Below are 25,362 nucleotides of genomic sequence, written 5' to 3' on the forward strand. Positions count from 1 at the left end.
TTTTGTATCGTTAACGTTCAGCCACTCGGCTTGCAAAAAAAAGCTAAAGGAGAAGGGGAAAATTAGATGAGCGAAAATCAATATGTACCGCCGAAGATCTGGAAGAATGAACCAAGTTCGGGTAGTCAATGGGCGAATATTAACCGCCCGGAAGCTGGCGCAAGATTTGAGAAAGATCTGCCGATTGGCGAGCATCCATTCCAACTTTACTCATTAGGTACACCGAACGGGCAAAAAGTTACTATCCTGTTTGAAGAGCTTTTAGCACTAGGAATTAAAGAAGCTGAATATGACGCACATCTCATTAATATCGGGGATTCTGAGCAATTTTCATCGGGATTTGTTGCGATAAACCCCAATTCAAAAATTCCTGCGTTGGTTGATCAATCAGGGGATGAACCGGTCAACGTATTTGAATCCGCTTCGATACTGGTTCATCTTGCTGAAAAATTTAGTCAGTTTTTACCGGCCAGTGGCCCGGCAAGAACGCAAACATTGAACTGGTTATTCTGGGCACAAGGTTCAGCCCCCTTCTTAGGCGGTGGTTTTGGCCATTTCTATGCTTATGCCGATGAGAAACAAGAGTATCCGATTAATCGTTTCGCGATGGAAGTAAAACGTCAGTTAGATGTGTTAGATAAACAACTCGCCAAAAACACTTACGTGTCTGGTGAAGAATATACCATCGCTGATATGGCCATCTGGCCTTGGTATGGCAGCCTTGTGTTGGGTCGGGCATACGACGCTGCAGAGTTTTTACAAGTTCAGACATACGAGAATGTTGTCCGTTGGGCGAAACAGATTGAAGCTCGTGAAGCCGTACAACGTGGTCGTATTGTCAACCGTACGATGGGCGAAGCATGGGAACAAGTGGCTGAAAGGCATAGTGCTGAAGATATTGATAATGCTTTAAAACTAAAGCCATAGAACGATTCAATAATGCGCACTTGTAATAGTGCGCATTATTAATGACAAACTTATCTGCTCATATGGATGAGTCAGCACTAACCTACCTTCCGTTCAAATCATTCCCCGTATCGATTGATGACTCGACAAATATATTGCTTTTCTCCAATGAGGTATTAGAATCCGCGTCGTTTTGATGCTGTCAGACAACCAACACGACAGCTTATTCCTCACCGATTTGTAAAGGTAAGTATTCATGTCAATAAAATTAGCCAACCCGGCCCCTCTTGGCTTAATGGGTTTTGGTATGACCACTGTATTGTTCAATATTCACAATGCAGGGTTCTTCCCGCTCGATTCAATGATTCTAGCTATGGGAATATTCTATGGCGGTCTCAGTCAAGTCATTGTGGGCATCATGTGTTTTAAACGCGGTGACACATTCGGTACAACCGCTTTTACATCTTACGGCCTATTCTGGTTAACCTTGGTCGGCCTGATTGTGATGCCTAAAATGGGTCTGCCAGCCAGCCCTGCTCATTTTATGGGTTGCTACCTTGTATTGTGGGGGATTTTTACCGGATTTATGTTTATTGGTTCTTTGTGTTATCCAATCGCCAAGCAAGTGGTATTCGGCTCCCTGACCATCCTGTTTGCGTTGCTGGCAATCCGTGATTTCACCGGTAATGAAACCATTGGTATGATTGCGGGTTTTGAAGGTATTTTCTGTGGTGCAAGTGCCATCTATTTCGCAATGGCGCAAGTGCTGAACCATGAATATGGTCGCGTTATTTTACCCGTGGGTGAAAAACGCAAGGTCAGCATTCAACCTGCCGTTGCTTAATATGATGTAGACCCTCTTCTCACCGAACAACAGTGAGAGCATCATCGTCAAAATCAGCCTGTTGAGACAGGCTGATTTTGTTTATGTGATCCAGCCATAATTATCATTCGGTAAATATTCCAAGAATAAATTCAAAAGAATCGGTAATCAGTCCAACAAATAATTCAGTTCTTATGGGCAAGCAACGATTCAACTGAAAGTGGAATGTCACAAATTTCTGATATAAATGCCCGCCAAGCACATCTTTTTGAACCGTCATACAGACTGTGATATTCTCGACAAGCGTGCTTTTGTAAATGTGAATCTCTTTACTCAACTTGTCTGTAAAGCAAGGCATTACACTTTATATACATAGGGTAAATAATAAAAACAACTTTGTTAGGTGATCAGGAGCTTTAATGTCAAACTTATATTTAAAACAGGTTTTATGCCTTATTCCGGTGTCATGTCTAATCGCTTTTCCGGGATATGCTGCAGAAAATGGACTTTCACTCGGTCTCGGTGTCTCATATTCAAAATCAGTTTATAAGGATTATGATGAAAACGTCCTTCCGCTACCGCTAGTCAATTACGACAATAATGTTTTCTTTATTCATGGCCTCTCAGCCGGTGCCTATTTGTATCAAGATGAATACAATGTGTTACAAGCCTCCGTCTCTTACTATGCTCAGAAGTTCGATCCAGATGATGCCAACAATAGTCAGATGAAATTGTTGGATAAAAGAGACAGCACAGCGATGGGCGCAATTTCTTATACATTTCGCTCACCGCTTGGAAATATCACTTCCTCGCTCGCTATCGATGTTCTTGATGAAACCGATGGTGGGATGATAGCTTCCGCACAATATAACTATCCGATACCTTTTACTCAGCAGTTAATGATCATTCCTGAAGCGGGTATCAAATATACCAACAGTGATTTGAATCAGCATTATTATGGTGTCAGTTCAGGCGAATCGGCTCGTAGTGGATTAACAGCCTACAATCCCGGCAGTGCAATCACACCTTATTTTGGAGTAACATTCAGATATAGTGTCTCCGATACTTTAGGGGCATTCGTTTCCAGTCGTTATCAAGTATTACCAGATGAAATCCAAGATAGTCCAATGGTTGATTCTAGCCACACCATTCAAACCACCGCTGGCATTTCTTATCAATTTTAATCGCATCAAAACTAAAACGGAGAGCCAATCGGCTCTCTGTTCATTTTTAAATAAAGTCATCTGACAGAAGAACGACTTTTGATCAAACGACCCATAATACCGGGATAATAACGCCAGGTGTAATCAAATATTTCCATTAATTGTGGATTCCCATATCGAGAAAGGCTAATGGCATGAAAACGATTATGTTTTGCCTTTAGTGTGTTGATCGCTTCATTCAATTTTTGAGAAGGTTTCGGTGCCATAAAATCAGAAATCACCACCAAATCAGCATTCTTATATCGATCACTATGCATTGTATTAATTGCATCCGATAATGCCAGTTCCAGATCGGTTCCGCCTCTAAAGGTATAACTCAGAAAGTCACAAACTTCTCTCAGCCCATCTTGCTTGGTTAATTGATAGGTAATGATTTGTGTGGAGAAAATAACGACATAGCAGTCCCTGTTATCCGCCAGAGCAATCTGCATCAAAGCATAGGCGACCGCCTTGGCACACTGTTCCGGAAATCCGTTCATCGAACCGGACGCATCGATACACACCACAAAAGGGCCTTTTTCAATATTCACTTGAGCATTGGCTGGTTTTGACGTTGTCACTTTCGATAATGTTCGTGATTTCCCCTGCATACGATAGTTCAACAGCCGTTTATCAATCAAATGCTTATAAAAAATCACTTCCAGCTCAGGATGCGCTAAAAACAACATCTCATTGGGGAGAATTTTATTTAAATCATCACTCTGATGAACACCGACAATATCGTCAGTTGCCAGATCAGATTGTTCTTCAACCAACTGTAGTGTTTCGACACTTGCCTGTTGAAGATCAGGATCATCCACCTCGCTGGCCATACGACCAAGACTTTCAGCAATTTGTTGAATTTCCTTATGCTTTTTAAGAAATTCGGCATGTTTTTTCATCACCGCCAAATCAACTTTTCCTAGCTTGGCACTCGCCATATTCCACAAACGGTGAATACTTTGTACATCGTCGGTATCCGTCACTTGATCCATTGAACGCAGTGTCTCAATCCGCTGGTATAAGTCGTCCAATACCTTATCTTTATTCGCTTCGAGCTCCATCACCTGCGCCTGTTTGAGCGCATTGGATAAACTGTTATACCATTGATCGCAAAAGTAACGCGGGAACATCGGATTACTAAAGTTTTTCTTTTGCTCACATAACTGACGGGCGGTTGTATAAAATGCAGAATGCCACTCTAGTTGTTGCAACACTTGTGGGATTTTCTGAAAAAAAGTCTTTTCATCCCAATGAATGACTTCCTGATATAACGCTAATTCCTGTTGAAATCGCTCAGTTTCACAAACATTGGTCATTTTTTTCTTCACCTGACCACGCCACTTGAGCAAATGATTTTGTACCGAAGTATTCATCCCTCGGTTTTCAACTGCGATCAACAGTTGAATGTTGTCCATCAGTTCATTCACCGCTGTATCAATTAACCCCGAATCGGCAATCATCATCGCGAGATTTAGTCCGTCAACACCTAACATAACAATCTCTCCTACGTGAAATACTGACTGAAATGATTCATCTGCTGAGCGGCTTCTTCGCACGCAGTAATTGATTTCTCCAATTGTTGTTGTAATTGCTGTAATGAACTTTCCATCACCACAGGAAGCTCAGGATCGATAAAATGATGTGGCAACGCATCATGAAATTGTCGGGACGACTGACGTAAGTGAGAACCGGCTTGCTCCAATTGATGATGAACCTGTTCAATACGTGTTTGCCATACCTGAAATAGCTGATGCTGGTTTTGATGTTGTGTCGTCACGACAGAAACCAGTACCGAACGATTGGCAATATCTTTGATAATTAACAAATCTTCTGAGTCAACACCAAACTGAAAAGAACAAAGGGTGGTATTTTGGTTCACATAACCAAATAGCTCACCGCCCCCTTCGCGGACAACCTTCTCAAACTCGGCTTTAGGTACATAAACCCAATGGCAATATTTATCAGTATTTTCTGCATCGGTGACGGTAGTATGACTTTGGAGCAACACGATTTTTAGGAGGTCTTTCCGATTACCGGATTGATAGGTCTTCACATGTGTCAGATCATAGCTATAGACCTGTTTCTTAATCAGTCCCGCAGTTTTTTCGACCGCCAGCGGCATCGTATATTTTTCCTCCAGTTCTCGTTCAACATCGGTTAGCGCTTCTTGACAGATCTCAATTTGATGCTCGACATCCTGCTGATCAAAAGCATACTTCAGCGCAAACTCACGAATGACCTCTTTCACAATGGCAAGGGAATCCGGGCTGTTCCACAAACAATCCTGTAACAGAAACAGATCCAATGGATTAATGCTGTCACGGCCATTAAAGAAAGCACTGGCTTTAAGCAGTTTGACAGCTTTTTTCCAGCGCCGGTCAGAAACATACATCTCATCAGATGTTGTCAATGTGCTGTTTTCCGCTGCTGTATCAAGCATGGACTTGAGCTGATAAAGTTTTTCAAAAACATCATTGCTCAACATTAATTGATCTAATGCCTGCTGCCACTCATGATACTCCTGATCGGTAATCGCTAATCCTTCCGGAATATGGGCTTCTTGCGGTGTACCAACCGTCAGCATCGATTTAAAATTTTGTTTATTCTGGATGCGATTGACAAAAATCCGGACTAAAATTCGATCAAATAACGCTTCCAAACCACTATCTTTGTCCGGTAACTCATTCGATGCAGACACCAGTAGACGCATGGGAACACGCTCAACTTCACTACCGTTGTTGAACGTTTTTTCATTCACGACCGTCAGCAATGTATTCAAGATAGCGGGACCGGCTTTCCAGATTTCATCTAAGAAAACGACCTGAGCCGTCGGCAGATAACCTTGAGTTAACCGCAGATAACGCCCATTATCCTTTAATTCTTGAATACTCAACGGCCCGAACACTTCTTCAGGCGTTGAAAAACGCGTCATGAGATATTCGAAATAGGAACTATTTTCGAAGGCTTGAATCAGGCGTTTCGCAATCAAACTCTTTGCAATACCGGGAGGACCCAACAGAAACACACTCTCACCGGCAAGGGCAGAAAGCAGACAAATTTTAATCACGTGTTCCCGTTCATAAACACCATCAGCCAGCGCACTGGCTAATTTATTGATCCTTTCTGACAGCAACGCCTTCTGCGAATGACTTGCAGGAATTGAACTTACCATGGAAATGACTCACTAGATTCACAAGATACTGAGCTATTGTTGTAATATTTTTATACAACTTCAGTTTATTATAAGTTTATCGTTTTGTTAATTTAATGTTGCACAAGATTTAATTTGTGCTTCTGTTTTTATATCAGATCCACAATTCGTGCGATTGGTTGAAACCTATGTTTCCAAATATGAGTTTTGTATCATTAACTACACTAAAATTTATTCAAACTAAAAACCTTTATTTTTGAGTGTCATAGAGGTATCGTTTGCCAAGAACACCCTATCACAATTCCGAGCAATAACAGGCCGGATAAGTCAAAGGACTGTATGCGTAAAACGATACATCAGTGGAAACAGATTTCTTTGGTTGAGGAAGAAATCATGCTACCGACCCACCGCCCAATCCTTCATACGACGATCATTCATCCGGGAGCTGCGGTGATCCTGCCTGTCAATCAACAGGGAGAGATTGTCATGTTGCGACAATTTCGTCCGTCAATTCGAAAATGGCTACTCGAATTACCAGCCGGAACCCGCGAAGATTCGGAGACACCACTGGCATGTGCACAACGAGAACTCGCTGAAGAAACTGGTTATCTTGCCAGCGAATGGGTTGCTTTAGGGCAGTTGACCCCGCTTGCCGGTTTCTGTGATGAGATTCAGCATCTGTTTGTCGCCAAAGCTCTCTCTGTCACACAAGATTATCAACGCGATGATGATGAAGTGATTGATACCTTCTGCCTGTCCATTCAAGCACTGGAAAAAAAGATTATTGACGGTGAAATTACCGATACCAAAACGATCGCTTGTCTGAGTAAAGCCAAGCTTTGTGGGTATATATGATAGCAACTTATCAGTTGTCCCGTTGATAAATCGGAATACCATCAAAACAGCGCGCTCAAAACATGGATACAATAGGGGAACGCTCAACACTGGAATCTCACAATACCAAAACATCAAATGACCATAAAAAGACAAGGGCGTCGCAGCGCTCACGATGCCGAACAAACGCGTCAGCAAATTTTACGCATTGCAACTGAGCTGTTTTGTGAGTTTGGTTATACGCAGGTCTCGCTGCGCACCATCAGCGAAAAAGTTGGAATCTCACATAGCCTGATTCGCCACCATTTTGGCAGTAAAGAACAAATCTGGTATAGCATTAACGACAATATGCACCAATACATTACTCACTATTGTCAAACCATACTGATGCATTTACCGAAAGAGATGCCGGTCAACGAACTTCTGTATCAATTTATTGTTCGTATGCTGGCCTTCACACTCATTAACAAACAACCGATCCAGTTGATGGCAGATGTTGTGCGCCAGAAAGGCAGCCGATTCGATTATTTTATTGATCAATCCGGAGAAATTGAGAAACTGATTTTCCATCTGGCTGAAGATTACAACCAACTTTTTCCGGAACACGCCATTAAAATTTGGGAAATCAAATGGCAAATGATTATGTTTGCTCACGGTGCAGCCTCGCTCGAACCTTTCCTGCATGAAACTTGGTCACAAGAATGTGATACCGAAAGCGAGTGTCTGTTGAAACATTGGCAAATGTGCGATGAAATCATGGCGAGAAAATTGATGATACCGGCATCATCCCGTTTACAACCACAACAACTTGACGAGCTGGTCATTCAACTGGACGAGTTATATCACACGACCTAAATGAATTTAATTTAACGGCAATCAGTCATCCATTTTTCAAACCGTTTTTTCAAACCTTATTCTCAAAAATATGGATGACTGATTTTTCCAAAGCCGAGTAATCCTACATATCCGGATAACCGTTCGGATTATTTGACTGCCAGCGCCAGCTATCCTGAACCATATCATCTAATGTGCGGGTAGCTCGCCATCCTAATTCTTGCGTTGCTTTGGCAGGGTCAGCCCAGCACTCTGCAATATCCCCCGGACGACGTTCAACCAATTGATAGGGAATCGTTTGACCACACGCTTTTTCAAATGCATGCACCATATCCAGCACGCTGTAGCCAATCCCAGTGCCGAGGTTGTACACATGTAATCCGCTTTTCGTCCCAACGTTTTGCAAGGCTGCAATATGTCCGTCCGCGAGATCCATCACATGAATGTAGTCCCGAACCCCCGTACCATCTTTGGTCGGATAATCATCACCAAAAATAGAGAGACACTCACGGCGTCCGACAGCAACTTGAGCGACAAACGGCATCAGGTTGTTTGGAATCCCCTGCGGGTCTTCACCAAGTTCACCCGAAGGATGAGATCCGACCGGATTAAAATAACGCAGCAAAGAGATACTCCAGTCCGGATTCGCATGTTGGAAATCAGTGAGACACTCCTCAACGATTAGTTTACTTCTGCCGTATGGATTCGTTGCCTGTGTCGGAAAATCTTCAAGGATAGGCACGGAAGCCGGATCACCGTAAACCGTGGCGGATGAGCTGAAAATTAATGTTTTGACATTCGCAATCCGCATCGCATCGACCAGCACCAAAGTGCCACTGACATTATTTTCATAATATTCCAGCGGCTTCTGAACCGATTCGCCCACCGCTTTCAAACCAGCAAAATGAATCACGGCATCAATCTGATGCTCATTCATCACTTCAATCAATAAACTACGGTCACGAACATCACCGCGGATAAATACAGGCCGATAACCAGCAATCTTTTCAATCCGTTCCAAAACGGCTGGTTTGCTATTGTAGAGATTGTCTAAAATCACAGGCGTCATACCTGCTTCAATCATCTGAATACAAGTATGGCTACCAATATAGCCCATACCGCCGGTAATCAATACATTCATTGCCTAGCCTCTCCCATATAACACTTACATTGATGCATATTACCACACCAATGTAATCGTAAAGTTATTCTAGCTTGAAATTCCTGCGACATCTGTCCGGATTATAAGAAACATTTCATAAATTCAGACAGATGTAGCACGAAGATGGGATTAACAACCAATAATTTTCGCCAGTTCAATGGGATAACCACGCGCCTGAGCCAAATCAATCGCAAACTGTTCAATTATCTCCGCTTCGAACGAAAGGCTAATCGGATGCTGCTGTTCGATCGACGCTAAAGTCGAATGATCGGCCAACTGCCAGTGTGCTATCAGCTTTCTTGCCGCTTCTAAAGCCGATGATCCCTTTACAATTTCGATCCGGGCATAATTGTGACCACTGAACGACACATCGGCAGCGCGCAACGTCTCATCTTCACCCGGGATCTGCTGGGCACCAAACAGTGGCTTGCCATCAGGATAAGCGCGACAATAGTCAGGCATAAACTTACCGATATGCGCAATCGCATGACGCGTTCTGGCCTCAACGACTGCATCCGGCCAACCGTTGGTCAGTTTCATCTGCAACACATCAGGCAGAATCGGCTGTGATGAATAAATTGAACTTCGCGTTAACCCATCATCGAACAAGGTGATGGTTTTCGTCATACCATGCAACTGAAAAACACCGTCAGCATATGGTGTAAGCTGGGCCATTCCCTGTGGTGTGCCTCGCTGACCATGAAATATTACTTCGGGCCAGAGACTATGTTCATCAGGCCACTTGGCAATATATGCGGCTTTAAATTCAGCCATCCGGTATTGAGGGTTCTTGGTGAGATCATCCAGTTTACCCGTCTCATATCCACACGCATTGACCAAATAATCCACAACCAGTGTATGGGCTTGTGAATCTTTATCATGATAGGTCAAATGCCATTGGTCATCATACATTTGCGCATCGACCAACGTACTGTTGGTTAACAGTTGACAATGAGGCAGTTGCTGAAGGGTCAACATCGCAGTTGCAGCAAGACGGAAAACACTCCACCCATATTCTTGCACAACAATAACGGGATACTGAATCAACGCCAAATCCACATGTTTTGCAAAAGGAATCAGCCAGTCATCCATACTGACAGGCTCACTTGGCTGCGAACACAACCGAAGCCGTTCTAAATCAGCCCGCTCGTAGAGTCGATAGTATTCGTCAGGATCACCCAGTACCTCATTGTGGGCATCCTGGTGAACCATCGCTTGATAAGCCTGTTTTATCGCTTCTAATCGGGGTAATAGTGCTTGTGGATGTTCAGGATCAGTGGTCGGTGTCGCGATCACGGTCGGACGCTTGTTGATGGTATGTCGATATAGCCGAATCGTCTCAACGGACTGCCGCAATAATTCCAGACACTGTTGTTGAGAGATCTCTCGGTATAGGTTTCCCCCGGCATGCAGATGACAGATTGGCGGACCATTAACCAAACTCGGGCCACGTTCCATCAGAACGACGTCTACGCCCTGTTCACCTAAATGAACCGCAGCCGTCGCTCCCGCAACGCCACCACCAATAATCGCAATCCGAGGTTTTTGGCGATTCGATGAATTATTCTGCATCACTACTCTATCTTGTCTGACGTGTCCACATTGTATATGCACGAAAACTTAATTTAAATCACATTTTTGATAGGGTTTTCCTTGAATCATCCATTCACCTGTAAGAATAATTTTTTCAAAAAAAACACTTGACGAGGACTCTATCTATCTCGAATTCAGTGTTTTGAACACATCAAAACTAACGGTAACATATTGAATGTACACATGAGATGTTTCAAACCATCGGTCATGCTTGTCCACTTATCCCAAACTTTATCCACTGTTTTTGTGGATAACTGATCCGACAACTGAACATGCAACCCCTCATTCAGGATAAAACGGGAAGGTGTCCGTTTATAAATCACCCGCTGCCATATCCAACCTGCTGATAGCTTCATATTTCGCCCTGATTAACGAAAGATATACCACAAAGCTTACAACCTGATTGTTTATCATTGCCGATTTTGCTCATGCTCATTTTTCTATTGCGACTCATGACCAATTTTACCTTGGCTTACTTCTCTATAACTGAGACACTTATGCCGCAACTTACATTAGGCAAAAAAATATGAAACTTTTAGTCCGCAATCTAGCGCGCACAACGACTGAACATGACATTCGTGTTCTTTTTTCGACTCATGGCACAGTCACTGAATGCAACTTGGTTCTAGACCAGGAAACAGGATTATCAAAAGGCTTCGCGTTTGTTGAAATGCCCAACGACGATGAAGCAAAAGCTGCAATCCAAAATCTAAACCTTTCAAACGTCGCGAAAAGCACCATTAGGGTTAAACGCGCACAAAACTGACACTCTCGAAGCCAGCCGTGTATTGCACGACTGGCTTTTCTGATCGGTCTTCCCTTCATCCATTGAAAAACTGGTTAAGTTGCGAGAACCATCATCAATGCCCCGTGACATAGCACCAGCCTCATTTCACCCGATTGAAGCAACTAAATGCGCAAAGCCGTTTTCAATCAAACTCGTTTCCATGATTGAAATAACTTTCCGGCTTGTATCAGCGGATATCACATCCGATTGAATTTGCTGCTTGAGAATTAGCGAAGAGATGTGCTCGATCTCGTATTCAAATCCACCCCCTCTCGCAGGTGAGGTTATTTTATGGTTTTTGCCTTGATAGAAAAGGTCAATGTTTTGGGGGTTCCACCACTTATCATGAATCACGATTTCCACCTCAGGCCCTTTTATGATTGCTTCGCGCTTTAGATCACGCGTAATCGAAGCCCCGATTCTACCCTTGACCTCACCATCAAACATAAATTCAACCGTTTCATCGACCTCAGAATGAGTATTATCTGTGATATATTTTACTGACGGTTTACACACCGGGCGTTGCATGAGATGGCATAAATCGACATATAACCATAAAGCATACACTCCGACATCCAGTGTTGCGCCACCGCATAAATCAGGATCAAATATTCTCAATTGACTATCAAAGTCGTGCCAATTACCAAAAGCCGCTTCAACTGAATTGATTTTGATCTGGTTATCCAGAATAAACTGCCGCAGTGACTGATAAGCCGGGAAAGCAACTGATTTCATTGCTTCAACTAACAGTAAGTCTTTTTCGTTGGCCAGCGAGGACATTGCATCCCAGTCATCAACATTGGTAAATGCTGGCTTTTCAACCAAAACGTGTTTGCCGTGTTTGAGAAACAGTTCAACCATGCTTTTATGAAAAGGATGAATGGTTGCAATATAGACAGCATCAACGGTTGGGTCTTGTGCCAACGCCAGATATGAGCCGTAACTTCTTTGACACCTGAATTCATCGGCAAACGTATCTGCTCGCAACTGATCTTGTGCTGCGACAGCATACAACTCACCATTCGGGACATGTTGTGTCAGATCTTTCACAAAACGATGTGCAATTTTGCCTAATCCGGCAATTCCCCAACGAACCTTGTTATTAATCACAGACGTACCTAAATCAAATAACTCATTGAACAACAATACTAGCGCGACGCCCCAAAGTATCAAGTCTTGCCATTTGAATTGAAGTGAAGATTTAACTCAGAGCTTTGAGGATAGATGAACAATAGGGCCATTTTGTATCCGACCCTAAATGTCGGCACGATATCGTGGATGGCAATCAGAATAGATCCCGAAACACTTAACCGGCATCCAATTGAGACCGGGCCACAGACAAACATTCCTCAGCTTTGCGTTTACGCCGGTCGCGATGACTTAAATACGCCAGCGGCACAATAATGAACAAAGCACCTATCACTAAAAAGAAATCAATTGACTCATGAAAGACCACCCAGCCCAGAATGACCGCAAACAATAAACCGGAATATTCGGCACTACTCACTTGGCTGGACGCGACATAGCGATAACCTTGCAGACACGCCAAGCTATATATCATTGCGCATACCGCAGACGCCCCCGCGTAAATTAAGCCACTAAAATGCCAGGGTCCATTTTCCCAGAGTGCCAGACCAGCCGTCAATGGCAAGGCAGAGACATGAGTAATCAACAGCCCGAAGAACAAATTTTGATTTTTCGGCAGCTTGCGAATCAATAAACTGTTTGTCGCCAGCAGCACAGAAAATGACACCGCACTGATCATCCCCCAGCTCACTTCCGAAGGTCGTAAAATAATCAACACCCCGACAAAACCAGAGCAGGCCGCAATCACGATGCCTGTGGTAATTTTCTCCTTAAAGAAAATCCCGGCAAATAAAACAATCAGAATCGGGGCGATATAAAACACCGCATTGGCCGTCGCAAGGGGTAACTGGGACAAAGAAATAATCAACAAAATGCTTGCCAGCACCCAAAGATTGCCTCTTAACACGTGCAATTTCAGGCCGACCTCCCCCTTAAAATTGATATGCTTATAGGCCAATGGCAACAAAATCAGACAAATCATCACCAGACGCATCAACGTAAACTGATATGCCGACATACTACTGCCCACCATCTTGATAAACACATCACACAAAGTCGCGAAGAAGTTTCCGATCACCAGAATCAAAATAGCGCTACTCACCGTTTTCCCAGACATTTCCCCTGCCCATATCGATAAAAACATCAAGAATTACAGTCTAATCTCGACTTCAGCGACGATAAAATGATATATCCTGACTTAGTATTCATTTTTTGGATAATAAAAATGCTGCCACCACTAAAAGCCTTACCCGTATTTGAAGCGGTTGCCCGATTAAACAGTTTTTCGCTCGCTGCGCAGGAGCTTAATCTCAGCCAAAGTGCGGTGTCTCATCAGATCCGCGTCTTGGAAAATCACTTGGGCGAAAGTCTCTTCCACCGTCAAGGCCGTTATCTCAGCCTGACACCAGAGGGAAAACATTATCTGGATGCGATCAGCAGCTCTTTGTCACAAATTGCTCACGCAAGCAGCCTGATACGCGGGGAAAGTGAAACCAAAGTCAGAATTGCCGTCTACAGTTCTTTCGCCGTTTGCTGGTTAATGCCACGCCTGCCCGATCTGATGAGGCTGCATCCGAATTTGGATATCAGCATCACAATGTCACACAGCTTGCTCGAACTTTCTGACAAAACAGCGGATTGTTTCATCACTACGGACAACGAAAAACGCGGGTTTGACTTTAAGCACATCTACAGAGAGCGGCTCTTCCCCGTTTGCAGCCCCGCATTTTATGAGTCGATGAAAAGTGCCCTCAACATCCGCTCAGACAAAGACATGGCCGACTTGCTGAAAAAACATCCCGAGACATTGGGCGAATTTCCTCTCGCGACCTCTTTTGGTATCTACAACGAATATACCGAAGACTGGCGCAGATGGTTTGCCGAAGCAGGCCACCCGCTCCCCGACGAACTGCAACTGCATAAATTCAGTCATTTACTGCTCGCTTATGAAGCAGCCAAATATTCGCTTGGTATCGGTTTAATCAATGACTATATGTTTAATGAGGATAGAACCAGAGACGATCTGATCCGCCTGCCGGCCCACCATATTGAAACCGGCGACGAATTTTACTTTGCTTATAAGTATTCAAGGCGAAATGAACCGGGCATTGCGGAAGTCAAACGATGGTTAATCCATGAAGCCGCAGGGCTGCAGTCAGATGACTGAGGGAGGAGGAACGCATCACCATCACTCCCTCGATGACTCGACCCGGATGAGCAATGGATACCATCGTTATTGGTCTACGAATAATACTTATTATTCGTCAATTATCTTAAATTGCCACCCGTTCTCCTTGCGTTCAATTAACTCTATTTTTTCATGCAGAAGAATCGTTCGTAAAACCTCGGAGAGACGTTGGTTGATCTCTTCATTAGATGTATATGTCTTATCGTCTTTAATTTTTTCAATATTCATAACATGTATTCTCCTATGGAGTCATGATTAGACTATTGTTTACATAATGGATCATTTCTATCACTGACTTATGGTTTGAAAGTTTTTCTCTACCACTTGCCAATCTTGGGGAATAATCAATTATTGCCGTTAAGACGTCTTCTTTTTTTTCATCTTTATATATCACGTCTTCTGATAAAACAGCTTCACGACAAACACCAATCGATTTTTCCAACCTACTTAAATATGTTGTAATATTAGTGAATGATTTTTTTTCGTTAAATTTTTCAGGTTTAGAGGTTAACTTATTTTCATCATCAATAGTGTAATACTTAAATTCTTTCCTGTATTCTCCACGATCAAGTGCATCGACTTTATCTTTAATTCTCACAGCGTCATGATCACCTGATTCAGCTGCCTTTTTTAAAATACTGTAAATATCAACCAAATAGGCATATCGTGATAAATCATGATCATGGAGACCCAAGTCGATACCTGACCCGACAGGATATCCGGATAGCGCACTCGTCACACCCGGTAATTTTGCGAGAGATTCTGCAGCAAGGCCAGTGGCAAACCATTGAGATGCAGAAGCTCCGGTCCCGCCACCAGTGGCGCCAAAATTCATCTTGGCCAATACAGAATGAGGAATAGTCTCTTTCGGTACTGCAACCCCCACAGGTGTTAATACGATATGTGTATTGCCATTTTCGGGCTTCAATAGCGTATTGCCATTTTCGGGCTTCGATAGCGTATTCGGAACGTCGGCCTCCGAAGCACAGGGAAGTTTCGAAGTACAGGGAAGGAATTCATAATTGGGTATTAAGGGATCGATGACTCCCTCCTGACGTTTATAACCCAGTACAAATTTTGCAGGTGTTCCAGAGGAAGGTTCCGAGCCAACCTCTAACCCGATGGTTGTATTGGTAAAAAAAACCAAATGCTGATTTGAAGCACAGGCAGTTAATATTCCAGAAAGAAGTAACACACAGAGTTCACCTTTCATAATAACCCCCTAACGATATGATTTATTTAAAGGTGACACTTTCTTCTGATAATTTTTTATCGACTACAAAAACTTCACCTATTTTACTTTCACAATGACTTGACAAATTTTTATCGATTTCCATTTTTTTGTTACTAAAATAACCCAAACCAAATGTTGCTGTACCAAGTTTTATGCCACTTCCTTCAATCGATGAATAAATACAACCAGGTGCCTCTTTTTTTTCATGATTGAATGCCCCCAAATAGACATCGCCATCATATACAACCAAATATTTATAGGAGCACCCGCTCAGTAGCACGAATAATGCGATCAACAAAGATTTCCCCACAAATACCATTTGCTCGTACCTAGACTAAGAAGCATAAAAATGCGAATGCATAATATAAAATTAGTTGCAATAAGTGGGTGTGAGCATTTTTTTTTACAAACTGACTTTATTATCACAAAGCTGACTCAGAATATAACAACCCCTTTCAATCAAAACATTGTCTGTCTAACAAAAATATCAAAGCGATCGTTAAATAATATGGAGCCGGTATACAGCGCTTGATATAAAACCAAGGACACATTTCGTTATTCGAATATATCGGGCAATACATCGAACCGATAATATGCCCTTAAGCTTGATGACAGACAAAGGCTTTGGCCTCATTCACTGGCCAAAGCCTTTTGTGGCGACATTACAAAGAAATATCTCGCTGTACGCCCGCTTCACGAGCAAAATCATGATCATGACTAATCAGAATGAAACCGCCACGATAGTTGCACAAAGCTTGTGCCAAGATGACTCTTGATTCGAGATCGAGGTGATTATCGGGCTCATCGAGTAGTAACAAAGGTTGTTCAGGTTGATGACTGACGATCAACATCGCTAACTTCATTTTCTCGCCGCCACTCAGCGTATAACCCAGACGAAAAACACTGTCACGACGAAACCCAATCCCGGCCAGCAATGTTCTGGCATCGCTTTCTTTGATACCACAACACTGTTGCATCAAATTATCCAACACCGATAGCGTGGGTTGAACCGTCCCAAAATGCTGATCAAGATAATGCAATGGTGTATTCAATCGCAGTTCCCCTTGTTGAAGAGAGCACTCGCCTGATAGCGTTTTCAACAGCGTTGATTTACCACTGCCATTGTTGCCTGTCAGATGAACCTTTTCATTGGCATACACCTGTATTGAGATGGGCTGAGTTCTACCAAACGGCAATACACCGTCAAGCATCGAAACCGCCTTACCTGCGTGGCTTTGGCTATCTTCAAGATAGAGCTTTTGCCCTTTCAGTTGCTCTTTTCTGGCCTTTAATAACTGCGTTTTATTTTGGAGGTAAGCTTGACGAAGTTGCTCGTTTTTACTGCGACTTGAACCACTTGCTGTGGCTTTATCTTGTTTCGCATCGAGCAAGATTTTTCCGTGGCTACCAGCTTGACGTAACTTGTTCCCTTGCGCCGCTCTTTGCTCTGCTTTTTCTCGATTGCGCTGAGCTTGTTCTGCCAGATTTTTTCTCTGTTTATCAACGCTTGCGAGCTGCCGCTCTACTGCTTGTAACTCGGTACGTTTCTGTTCAGCGTAAACATCGTAGTTACCACCAAATACTTGTAATCCAAGCCCGGATAGTTCCCAAATTTCTTCCATGTCACGCAGCAGTACCCGGTCATGGCTAATGAGTAAAATCGCACCGTTAAACGCTCGCATCGATGCCAACAACCATTGTTTTGCCTGAACATCAAGGTGGTTGGAAGGTTCATCGAGAATCAGCAGCTCAACGTCACTTGCAAACATCTGCCAAAGCTGTAATCGAGCTAATTGTCCCCCACTCAATCGGGCGCAAGGAAAATCTGCTTCTGGTGGTAATCCCAGCACTTCAAGTTGCTGAATGAGTTGTATGGGTAAATCCCACTGATCCCCAATCACATCAAACCAATGTTCTGAACAATCGCCGGATTCAACCTGCTTTAACGCTTCAAGTACATGGTGTTTACCCAAGAACTGCGCAATAGAAAGCTCACCGGATAGCAAGTCCGACGGTTGCTGACGATACACTGAGAATGACTTCGGTAACGTCACCGTTCCACTCGATGGCTTTTGTTCACCACTTAAGATTGAAGCGAGTATCGATTTACCCACCCCATTGCGACCAACCAACCCGACACGATTCTTAATCATGGAACATGATAATTGTTGAAACAGCTTTTCACCGTTATCAAATTGATGACTTATGTTGTAAGCCTGTAATACTGGCATAATTGCCTCCTGTATGACAGGGACATCAGCCGTAGCTAGACAGTGACAGAGATGACATCAATACAAATACCCAGTAAATACGCGTTCTTATCCGAGCAATCAGAGATTCAAAATGTATTTGTAAAGAAATATCGGAAAGTGAGCTACGCCGACTAACCCTGTAGATCCAAAAATAAAATGAGCAATGGATGACAGGTTTAGTTGTTCATATTGGCGTAATCTCCTCAAGAAATGATGGGGAAAAAATACTGGATTCATACTCGTTTCGTCAAGGAACAGTGACCTAAAAAGGCAAATCTTGGTTGAAATTGCGAGCTGTCTTTAACTTTACCAAACGTAAAATAATCGATTCGAACCGATAAAAGGCTACCCGCAGGTAGCCTTTTGTTTAACTGTTCCTTTGCTACCAAGATGCATGTTCATCCAAGAAACTAGTCACCCAGAACAAAGGCGCGTTCCAGTTGACTGTCACTTCATTCATTGTCCAGGCACCGATATCATCAATCCAGCAGGTTTGCCCGGTACAATTGCCTTTCAGCGTGGCCGCAACCGGATCACTGAAATCCATAGAGTTCGGACCGCCTGAGATCACGCCGGGTGGAACAATCGGGAGATCAGGGTTTTCAGAATGCGCCCAGAACCGATGATGAGGATTTTGCAACGGATAAGTGCCATAGCCTGAAATATAAGAATGATCCATCGGGTTACGTCCTAACATATAATCCATTGCATCAGACATCGCCTGTAAATACTTCTGGGTTTTCGTCCAGTCAAAGGCAAGCCCGAGGAAGATACTGCGGTTCATCAGATTCGAGTTTGAACCCCATGGATATTGATCGCTCTGATAAGGAATCAGATACCCTTGTGTCTTGACACTGGCTTCATAGATATCCGCTGTTTTGAGAAGATTTGCACGAGCCTTCTCAATCGTACTTGTATCGAGACTATTCGGGACGAGAGCTAACGAAACCGTACCGGCGCTGCCCATATTTGCCCATGACAGATCATCGCTGGTTGTCGGTGTAGTCAAGTAATAAGGGGACTGCTCAAGCGCGGTTTTGTATTCACCCTTACCTGTCGTGACAAACAATTCAGCAGCAGCCCAGTAGAATTCATCCGCCAGATGGGTATCGCCATAAGGGCCGGAGCCGTTAAAGTTATCATAGGCATACACATTGTTGTGAACATTGGCCGCCTGCCATGCTCTTTCAGCAGCGGATAAACATTTGTCTGCATACGTTGCATCCAGAGGACGCCAGATCCGGGCACATTGTGCAGCTGTCGCGGCCAGATTCAATGTTGCCGCAGTGCTTGGGTAGCTCAGGAAGCGTGGTTGAGGATCTTCATAAGGCGGCAGAGGCACACCCGTCCATTCTGCATCGGCAATTTTATGGAAAACCATGCCACCGGCATCGATTTCTGTCAGTTTTAACGCAGACAGATGATTTGATTGGTCACCAACCGGCACCGAGACTTTTTTATGTTCCGGAACTTGCATGGCCAGCATGAAATCCATCATCCATTTGGCTTCATCCAGTAAATCATTGTACTGGTTAGACTGCTCAGGAATCTGAACCATGCCATCCGCAAATGCACTGGTATGATCGGTTTTATAGAGGTTCTCACGCTCGTAATAATTCATCAGAGTCCAGACCGAGATCCCACCATTCACCACATATTTGCCGTGGTCGCCGGCATCGTACCATCCCCCTGTGACATCCAGAGAGAAATCACATCCGGGCCACTGATTCCCTTTGGCATCGATTTGATTAAAGCAGGTCACGATTTCCTGTGGATGACCGGCCGGCCGGGCTAAATCAGCACGCTGAACGTAGGCATTTTCAATCGCAATCCCGCTGCGTTGTTGGTAGAAGAAAGACAGCGCGTCATATTTCATCGTCTTGTAAACATCATGGCTGATATCAAACGGATGACTTTTCTGGCCGTTCACATCAAGCGTGACCTGCGCTTCCGGTGTCTGTACCTGACTGAAATCAGCAATCTGCACCTGTTCTCCTGAAGCACTGTTAAGACCAAATGGAATGGTCTGACCTTCAGCAATCACCTCTCCCTGAGCGTCCAGCAACTGCCACGGCAACGGTGTCTGAGTATCGGTCTGAATAGTGGCCCGTTTTTTTGCATTTAACAGATAGCCCACCTGATTGACACGGACAGCGGAGCGCCGATCTTCTTCTTGGTATCTCGGACCATACAAGGAGATATCACTCAGACACACGGTATTCCCCGGCTGTGCCCCGACCTGAAAAGCCAACTGTGCTTTTTTATCTCTGGCAGACGGTTTAATCTCAAATTCAAATGATTGCACCGTGTTATTTAAAGAGAGCAACTTATTCATATAGTTGGTGTAAGGTTCACCATCGTGCTGCAGCACCGCGGTTAAATTGGCGGTATTTTGAGCCATCGCATTAAATCGGAGGGTATACACTTCATCTTTGAGTAATTTCAGATTCGACTGACCTAAAACTACATCCCACGGATTCTCACCACCATCAGTGAATGTAATACATCCCTGTTGATCCTGCGTGTTAAAGGTTCCACCCGATGCCCACCAGCCGGTATCTCCCTGAAAACTACCATTGACCAGAATATCGACTGTTGAATTTTGTTGATTTTGTATCTTGTTCAGATTTTGTGAACTTTGCGCTGCATAGCTGCCATTCACACCAATCAGGCTGCAAACAATCGCAGCAAATACTGTTGATTGAATCTTTTTCATCTAAGCCTCTTATGTACCAATCCTACTGTAAAAATAAATTCGTCAGTTTGTTGTTAGTGTTTGAAACAATGTTAAATCATAGTCAATGGATACGCTTTGCTCTGCACATTCAGGATGCATCTTTAATCTTTATGAACAAGGTTCAATATATTCACGGATTAGTTATCTCTAATAACAATAAGAATTTAGGAGTGGGAGGGTAAAAACGATAGGCTGCTGGTTTGGTGCGCTCAGGATTCATCGATTTCAGTCACATAATCACCAGCGCACCTAATCAGGGTCGGACTGATTTGCATCCTGCTCAGGCAATCCTGCAATTCGATTCATCCCCGTATGTACGGGGAACACACCATAGACACGCCGCCGTAGCGGTATGTTGGCGGTTCATCCCCGTATGTACGGGGAACACATCCAGAAAATAACCAACTCCATATTATTGATCGGTTCATCCCCGTATGTACGGGGAACACTCAGTAGTGAAACCTAATAACTCATACGCATTCGGTTCATCCCCGTATGTACGGGGAACACGTCAACTAGTTTGTTAATGTCTCGATAGATACCGGTTCATCCCCGTATGTACGGGGAACACGTGCGGGCATGTATGAGGACAGGCTAGATGATCGGTTCATCCCCGTATGTACGGGGAACACGCGCTCGCTCGTTGAACGTTGAATTGATTACCCGGTTCATCCCCGTATGTACGGGGAACACATCGACCATTTCGATCAACGTTCTTTTAAGAACGGTTCATCCCCGTATGTACGGGGAACACCGGTTACACAAAGATGATCCAGTTGGATTTTGCGGTTCATCCCCGTATGTACGGGGAACACGATGGTTGGCAGCATGTAGTAATAGACGCCAACGGTTCATCCCCGTATGTACGGGGAACACGTGATCAGGTAGTCTGCGATGTCTTTCGCGCGCGGTTCATCCCCGTATGTACGGGGAACACCGCATAACATCGTCTTTTGGGTATATCAAACCCGGTTCATCCCCGTATGTACGGGGAACACCTGATAATTTCGTAGTCGGGTGATTCTTCGTACGGTTCATCCCCGTATGTACGGGGAACACTCTAATTGTAGTTAATTGATTTATAAATACAAATTTCGGCTTTCACAATCTACCAACATTTGAAGTCTGTTTTAAAGGTCATCAATTTAAGCAGGTTACGAAGCTATTGTGGGTTTAGTACGCAATTAATTTTTCCTCTTCCTGCTCAGCTATTCTCATCGTTCAAATTGGGGAGCTAAAGGCTAGGAAGATAAAATTGTGCCAAGTCGCGTTAACTACCCCCCATAAATCCCGGAAGAATCTTTACATAAACTTTCTGATTTGGCATACACCCGCCAGCTACTTTTAGCAGAGGTACGGGACTCATTCATACACTTAACATATCCGGCCTGATCGACTTTATAGCCGAGGTAGAAACGGGAGGGAATAGCAACGATGACAGCGGCTAGCGTAATCCACATTATCTTTATCCAAGCACCGCGATATGCGGTTGCATATTCACTAATATCTTTTTTAGGATTAAATAGCTGATGAATGGCTACTAATGTAAATCCTCCTAAGAGCGGGATCGCGGCAACAACAGCTATATAATTTATGTATGATATCAATCGAACACGATCATCTAGTGGTTGAAAAGGTAAAAGTAAAGATGAAAATATTCCTAATGCAGCGATTCCACCTAAGAACAGTACCATGAATAAAACAAATGAAATTCTCAAAAGCATTAGTCAATTTCCTTCAGTTTCTCTACCAATGAATCAGATATACCCCACTCATTATCTATCCAGTCCAACCCGAGACTAGCTAAGAACCCTACCACAGCAAAAGCTCCTCCTGCTGCAATTAACGGAAATCCCATTGCACTAACTCCAACAGCAACAAGAGTACCAAGTCCTGTCGCAATAACGCCCTTAGCAATATCAGCCCCGGAGCGACCAACCAGATCTTCCATCGTCTTCTCATCATGGACAAACACATCCACTGCGTTAATCGCAACTGAAAAGATAATATCGACTACTAAACCGACCTTCAGTGTCTCTCTGGCGATTTTGCCGACCATATTTTTGGTGCCCAGCCCGAGTTGAACCACCTGCGGATTATTGGCGCGCCAGCGATTGCCTTTCATCAGGATTTTTAGATGCTTTTTGTACCCTTTGATAATCACGTAATCCCGTCCGTTGAAGGGTTTGGTATACACGACCACCCCCATGCCTCCCAACCCTTTTGCCAGTCGATAGGCATCATGGGCGTTGGCAGCACCATCCCAAACTTTCTTGCCATTGTCCAGCGTATCTTTGCCGTTGTATTCCCGCCACAAATTATTGGCAAACTCTTCCGCCTCTTCGAGCGACAGCACCGCTAGGTCTACCGCCTTCTGGGTATATTCCACCTTAATTTCCCGATGGTGAATAAAGTCATAGTTAGGCCAGTACATATTCTCCGGGTCAACCTTTACGGGTTTTCCCGAGCCTACTGAAGCAGTCGTAGGAACATCCGTGCTGTCTCCGGTGATGTTCATGCCGCTGTTTTCTTTCACTCTATCTGGCATTTGAGTTTTCACCACTGCATCAGCCGTAGTCAATGTGGCTTGTTTCGAAGAATAAGCAGCCTTTTCGCCGGCAGTCACCTTGGCTGACAGGTGCGGCAGAATTACGTTCTCGCTGCTAAACCCACTGCCACTCCCGGCACTACCGCCGGAGTTCAGGTTCACCCCGGCACCGCTGAGGGAGACACCTGACGGGTCAACTTTAACGAAGCTGCCACCGGCTTTGAGGGTGATTTCATTCCCGGCTTCGATGATGACTTGCTCACCGGCTTTGATGTGGATTTCTGTACCCGCTTCATTGACCCACACTTTGCCTGCTTTGACATGCAACTCGCCTTCAATCATCAGCGTCTGGCTTTTGGCGATTTTGGTGCGCGCTTCACCACTGACCGTGTGATGGTCATTGACCTTGATATGGCTGTAGCGGTCATTATCGATGGTGGTACTTTGATTATGTTTGATATGCGTGGTTGCATCGTTTTCAACCAGCATGTCGGTATCTTTTTGCGCGTGCAGATAGATTTTCTCACTGCCCGACTGGTCTTCAAAACTCAGCTCGTTGTAACCGTCCCCTTGGTGAGTCTCGGTGCGGATCACCGTCTTGGTTTTGTGCTCCGGCAGCGGATACGGGGTGACGTTATTGGCGTTGTATGTTCGCCCGGTGATAATCGGTTGATCCGGGTCACCATTAAGGAAATGCACCACCACTTCATGCCCGATGCGCGGAATAGCCATCATCCCGTACTGCGCACCGGCCCAACCTTGTGTCACACGCAACCAGCAAGAGCTTTGCTCATTTGAGCTGCCATAGCGATCCCAAGGGAACTGCACTTTCACCCGGCCATGCTCATCACAGTAGATCTCTTCCCCTTCGGGGCCGACCACTGTCCCCATGGTCGGAAACTTGAGGATCGGTTTACTGCGCGGTGTCATCTGCCACACTTGATCACCGAGAATGGCAGCAAACTGGTTGGCATATGTGGTTGCACCGCTGCCACCGGACTCTTCCAGTGCCTGCGGCTGGCTGCCCTGATGGGCAACTTGAATCAGCAGATAATTGCGATTCATCTCACTGTCGAAGTGCTCCATCAAATCAAACCGCTGACCGGCCTGAAGCTGTGCGTCGTTACTTTTACCGCTGAAGGTATGTGCTTGTCGGCGCAGCGCTTCAAGGCGGATCTGCGTAAATGCCTGACCCGTGGTGTCGTCTTTAAACCGCCCCGGGTGGTCAAAATGTTCATAGTCACCGCGCTGGTAACTCATATCCGAAGCGGTGGCCGAGTGCGTAATATTGTAAGACGGCTTTTTAAAACTGTAATCGCTCAGCTGCACATCACTGACTTGTGTCTGTTTGTGCTCGGTCAAAGTTGAGACGTAGGGTTGCTCAAACACCCCACCGGACAAGGCGTTATACGGCACCGGCATGGCAAGACGGCCGAACCCTTCGGGATTGTCGGTGATGACTAAAACATGCTTGTCTTGCTGATGCTCAAAGCGGTACATCAACCCTTCTTCAGCCGCCAGACGGTGGAAGAATTCTAAATCGGTCTCACGGTACTGAACGCAATATTCCCGTTTGGCGCACTCACGCCGCACCGAAAATGCGTAATCATTGATATTCATTTCCTGAAACAGCACCGAAAGAATTTCCGGCACGTCCAGTTGCTGGAAGATCCGGCTGTTATGGCGCAGCGACAGTCTTTCCAGTGACGGCACCAAGGTGAGTGAATAAAAGGTATGATGGTGACCGGTATCGCCCCGGCTGAAGTTGCGGATAATGCCGTGAACTTTTTGCACGACCTCATGATCGCGCAGCACTTCAAGCAGTGCGGTGCTATCGACCATTTGCTCGAAACTCAGGTCGCTGTTGCGACTGGCAATATCGATGGTATAGCGATAGCCATAAACCGGCTGGCCTTGATCATCGACTGAATCTGAGATGGACTCGATCCCCTGATAGTCACGGACCACCAATGTCTCATCATTAACGCCATCGATGGTGAATTTAAATTTAAGTCGAGTCAT

20 protein-coding genes and 1 CRISPR repeat array are annotated in these 25,362 nt (G+C 44.5%); of the genes, 7 read left to right on the forward strand and 13 right to left on the reverse strand.

Translation table 11 applies throughout. From position 1 onward, the window contains the following. Positions 1 to 66 precede the first annotated feature (66 nt). The 3 genes from yghU to VRK_RS13480 all read left to right on the forward strand — a co-directional run bounded on the left by yghU (position 67) and on the right by VRK_RS13480 (position 2,913). On the forward strand, positions 67 to 927 hold the full coding sequence (gene yghU, locus VRK_RS13465; RefSeq protein ID WP_059121842.1) for a glutathione-dependent disulfide-bond oxidoreductase: 861 nt from the start codon (positions 67 to 69) through the stop codon (positions 925 to 927). A gap of 235 nt (positions 928 to 1,162) precedes the next feature. Further along, entirely contained in the window at positions 1,163 to 1,750 is a 588-nt protein-coding gene (locus VRK_RS13470; protein ID WP_059121843.1) for an acetate uptake transporter, read from the forward strand. Between the two features lie 398 nt (positions 1,751 to 2,148). Further along, the gene (locus VRK_RS13480; RefSeq protein ID WP_059121845.1) at positions 2,149 to 2,913 is read left to right on the forward strand and encodes a MipA/OmpV family protein; all 765 of its coding nucleotides are present in this window, start codon (positions 2,149 to 2,151) and stop codon (positions 2,911 to 2,913) included. A 56-nt stretch (positions 2,914 to 2,969) separates the two neighbouring features. On the opposite strand, the gene viaA is transcribed toward VRK_RS13480, so the two are convergent. Together viaA and VRK_RS13490 are read right to left on the reverse strand one after the other, a co-directional pair. Beyond that, positions 2,970 to 4,427 (reverse strand): ATPase RavA stimulator ViaA, encoded by a 1,458-nt coding sequence (gene viaA, locus VRK_RS13485; protein ID WP_059121846.1) that lies wholly within the window; start codon positions 4,425 to 4,427, stop codon positions 2,970 to 2,972. An 11-nt stretch (positions 4,428 to 4,438) separates the two neighbouring features. After that, on the reverse strand, positions 4,439 to 6,106 hold the full coding sequence (locus VRK_RS13490; protein ID WP_059121847.1) for an ATPase RavA domain-containing protein: 1,668 nt from the start codon (positions 6,104 to 6,106) through the stop codon (positions 4,439 to 4,441). A 318-nt stretch (positions 6,107 to 6,424) separates the two neighbouring features. Between VRK_RS13490 and VRK_RS13495 the strand changes: the two genes are divergently transcribed. Beyond that, a complete protein-coding gene (locus VRK_RS13495; RefSeq protein ID WP_059121848.1) occupies positions 6,425 to 6,940 on the forward strand; it encodes an NUDIX hydrolase in 516 nt (171 codons plus the stop codon). A 117-nt stretch (positions 6,941 to 7,057) separates the two neighbouring features. Beyond that, complete coding sequence (locus tag VRK_RS13500) at positions 7,058 to 7,774, forward strand: TetR/AcrR family transcriptional regulator (protein ID WP_059121849.1); 717 nt, start codon at positions 7,058 to 7,060, stop codon at positions 7,772 to 7,774. 103 nt (positions 7,775 to 7,877) lie between these two features. Here VRK_RS13500 and galE read toward each other — a convergent pair whose 3' ends face one another. Both galE and VRK_RS13510 read right to left on the reverse strand, forming a co-directional pair. Then, positions 7,878 to 8,894: a UDP-glucose 4-epimerase GalE gene (gene galE, locus VRK_RS13505; RefSeq protein ID WP_059121850.1), complete on the reverse strand. Its 1,017-nt coding sequence runs from the start codon at positions 8,892 to 8,894 to the stop codon at positions 7,878 to 7,880. 150 nt (positions 8,895 to 9,044) lie between these two features. Continuing rightward, positions 9,045 to 10,487: an FAD-dependent oxidoreductase gene (locus VRK_RS13510; protein WP_059121851.1), complete on the reverse strand. Its 1,443-nt coding sequence runs from the start codon at positions 10,485 to 10,487 to the stop codon at positions 9,045 to 9,047. Positions 10,488 to 11,034: 547 nt separating this feature from the next. Between VRK_RS13510 and VRK_RS13520 the strand changes: the two genes are divergently transcribed. Then, a complete protein-coding gene (locus VRK_RS13520) occupies positions 11,035 to 11,274 on the forward strand; it encodes an RNA recognition motif domain-containing protein (protein WP_059121853.1) in 240 nt (79 codons plus the stop codon). A gap of 126 nt (positions 11,275 to 11,400) precedes the next feature. Here the strand turns inward: VRK_RS13520 and VRK_RS13525 are convergent, their stop codons facing one another. Both VRK_RS13525 and VRK_RS13530 read right to left on the reverse strand, forming a co-directional pair. Beyond that, positions 11,401 to 12,405 carry a Gfo/Idh/MocA family protein gene (locus tag VRK_RS13525; RefSeq protein ID WP_059121854.1) on the reverse strand — a complete coding sequence of 335 codons (1,005 nt, stop codon included), beginning with the start codon at positions 12,403 to 12,405 and terminating at the stop codon, positions 11,401 to 11,403. A gap of 196 nt (positions 12,406 to 12,601) precedes the next feature. Further along, complete coding sequence (locus VRK_RS13530) at positions 12,602 to 13,498, reverse strand: DMT family transporter (RefSeq protein ID WP_059122772.1); 897 nt, start codon at positions 13,496 to 13,498, stop codon at positions 12,602 to 12,604. Positions 13,499 to 13,606: 108 nt separating this feature from the next. Between VRK_RS13530 and VRK_RS13535 the strand changes: the two genes are divergently transcribed. Then, positions 13,607 to 14,548 carry a LysR family transcriptional regulator gene (locus tag VRK_RS13535; RefSeq protein ID WP_059121855.1) on the forward strand — a complete coding sequence of 314 codons (942 nt, stop codon included), beginning with the start codon at positions 13,607 to 13,609 and terminating at the stop codon, positions 14,546 to 14,548. 90 nt (positions 14,549 to 14,638) lie between these two features. Here VRK_RS13535 and VRK_RS21015 read toward each other — a convergent pair whose 3' ends face one another. The 7 genes from VRK_RS21015 to VRK_RS13565 all read right to left on the reverse strand — a co-directional run bounded on the left by VRK_RS21015 (position 14,639) and on the right by VRK_RS13565 (position 25,362). Then, positions 14,639 to 14,797: a hypothetical protein gene (locus tag VRK_RS21015; RefSeq protein ID WP_157371916.1), complete on the reverse strand. Its 159-nt coding sequence runs from the start codon at positions 14,795 to 14,797 to the stop codon at positions 14,639 to 14,641. 13 nt (positions 14,798 to 14,810) lie between these two features. Beyond that, a complete protein-coding gene (locus VRK_RS13540) occupies positions 14,811 to 15,782 on the reverse strand; it encodes a hypothetical protein (RefSeq protein WP_059121856.1) in 972 nt (323 codons plus the stop codon). A gap of 22 nt (positions 15,783 to 15,804) precedes the next feature. Then, positions 15,805 to 16,098, reverse strand: coding sequence for a hypothetical protein (locus tag VRK_RS13545; RefSeq protein ID WP_157371917.1), 294 nt, complete (start codon positions 16,096 to 16,098; stop codon positions 15,805 to 15,807). Between the two features lie 367 nt (positions 16,099 to 16,465). Further along, positions 16,466 to 18,034, reverse strand: coding sequence for an ATP-binding cassette domain-containing protein (locus tag VRK_RS13550; RefSeq protein ID WP_059121858.1), 1,569 nt, complete (start codon positions 18,032 to 18,034; stop codon positions 16,466 to 16,468). Between the two features lie 403 nt (positions 18,035 to 18,437). Further along, positions 18,438 to 20,771, reverse strand: coding sequence for a glycoside hydrolase family 9 protein (locus VRK_RS13555; RefSeq protein ID WP_197413106.1), 2,334 nt, complete (start codon positions 20,769 to 20,771; stop codon positions 18,438 to 18,440). Positions 20,772 to 21,090: 319 nt separating this feature from the next. Continuing rightward, positions 21,091 to 21,851: direct repeats of the CRISPR family, unit length 29 nt; unit sequence CGGTTCATCCCCGTATGTACGGGGAACAC. Between the two features lie 215 nt (positions 21,852 to 22,066). Then, positions 22,067 to 22,516, reverse strand: a complete 450-nt coding sequence (locus VRK_RS13560) for a DUF1240 domain-containing protein (RefSeq protein WP_059121859.1) — start codon at positions 22,514 to 22,516, stop codon at positions 22,067 to 22,069. Then, a complete protein-coding gene (locus VRK_RS13565) occupies positions 22,516 to 25,362 on the reverse strand; it encodes a type VI secretion system Vgr family protein (RefSeq protein ID WP_059121860.1) in 2,847 nt (948 codons plus the stop codon). Before VRK_RS13565 ends, VRK_RS13560 begins: the two co-directional genes overlap by 1 nt.

This window comes from Vibrio sp. MEBiC08052, from assembly GCF_001506075.1.
Taxonomy (GTDB): Bacteria; Pseudomonadota; Gammaproteobacteria; order Enterobacterales; family Vibrionaceae; genus Vibrio.

Coding starts and splice junctions, on each gene's coding strand:
- yghU (WP_059121842.1), top strand. CDS start 67: ATGAGCGAAAATCAATATGTACCGCCGAAGATCTGGAAGAATGAACCA.
- VRK_RS13470 (WP_059121843.1), top strand. CDS start 1,163: ATGTCAATAAAATTAGCCAACCCGGCCCCTCTTGGCTTAATGGGTTTT.
- VRK_RS13480 (WP_059121845.1), top strand. CDS start 2,149: ATGTCAAACTTATATTTAAAACAGGTTTTATGCCTTATTCCGGTGTCA.
- viaA (WP_059121846.1), bottom strand. CDS start 4,427: ATGTTAGGTGTTGACGGACTAAATCTCGCGATGATGATTGCCGATTCG.
- VRK_RS13490 (WP_059121847.1), bottom strand. CDS start 6,106: ATGGTAAGTTCAATTCCTGCAAGTCATTCGCAGAAGGCGTTGCTGTCA.
- VRK_RS13495 (WP_059121848.1), top strand. CDS start 6,425: ATGCGTAAAACGATACATCAGTGGAAACAGATTTCTTTGGTTGAGGAA.
- VRK_RS13500 (WP_059121849.1), top strand. CDS start 7,058: ATGACCATAAAAAGACAAGGGCGTCGCAGCGCTCACGATGCCGAACAA.
- galE (WP_059121850.1), bottom strand. CDS start 8,894: ATGAATGTATTGATTACCGGCGGTATGGGCTATATTGGTAGCCATACT.
- VRK_RS13510 (WP_059121851.1), bottom strand. CDS start 10,487: ATGCAGAATAATTCATCGAATCGCCAAAAACCTCGGATTGCGATTATT.
- VRK_RS13520 (WP_059121853.1), top strand. CDS start 11,035: ATGAAACTTTTAGTCCGCAATCTAGCGCGCACAACGACTGAACATGAC.
- VRK_RS13530 (WP_059122772.1), bottom strand. CDS start 13,498: ATGTCTGGGAAAACGGTGAGTAGCGCTATTTTGATTCTGGTGATCGGA.
- VRK_RS13535 (WP_059121855.1), top strand. CDS start 13,607: ATGCTGCCACCACTAAAAGCCTTACCCGTATTTGAAGCGGTTGCCCGA.
- VRK_RS21015 (WP_157371916.1), bottom strand. CDS start 14,797: ATGAATATTGAAAAAATTAAAGACGATAAGACATATACATCTAATGAA.
- VRK_RS13540 (WP_059121856.1), bottom strand. CDS start 15,782: ATGAAAGGTGAACTCTGTGTGTTACTTCTTTCTGGAATATTAACTGCC.
- VRK_RS13550 (WP_059121858.1), bottom strand. CDS start 18,034: ATGCCAGTATTACAGGCTTACAACATAAGTCATCAATTTGATAACGGT.
- VRK_RS13555 (WP_197413106.1), bottom strand. CDS start 20,771: ATGAAAAAGATTCAATCAACAGTATTTGCTGCGATTGTTTGCAGCCTG.
- VRK_RS13560 (WP_059121859.1), bottom strand. CDS start 22,516: ATGCTTTTGAGAATTTCATTTGTTTTATTCATGGTACTGTTCTTAGGT.
- VRK_RS13565 (WP_059121860.1), bottom strand. CDS start 25,362: ATGACTCGACTTAAATTTAAATTCACCATCGATGGCGTTAATGATGAG.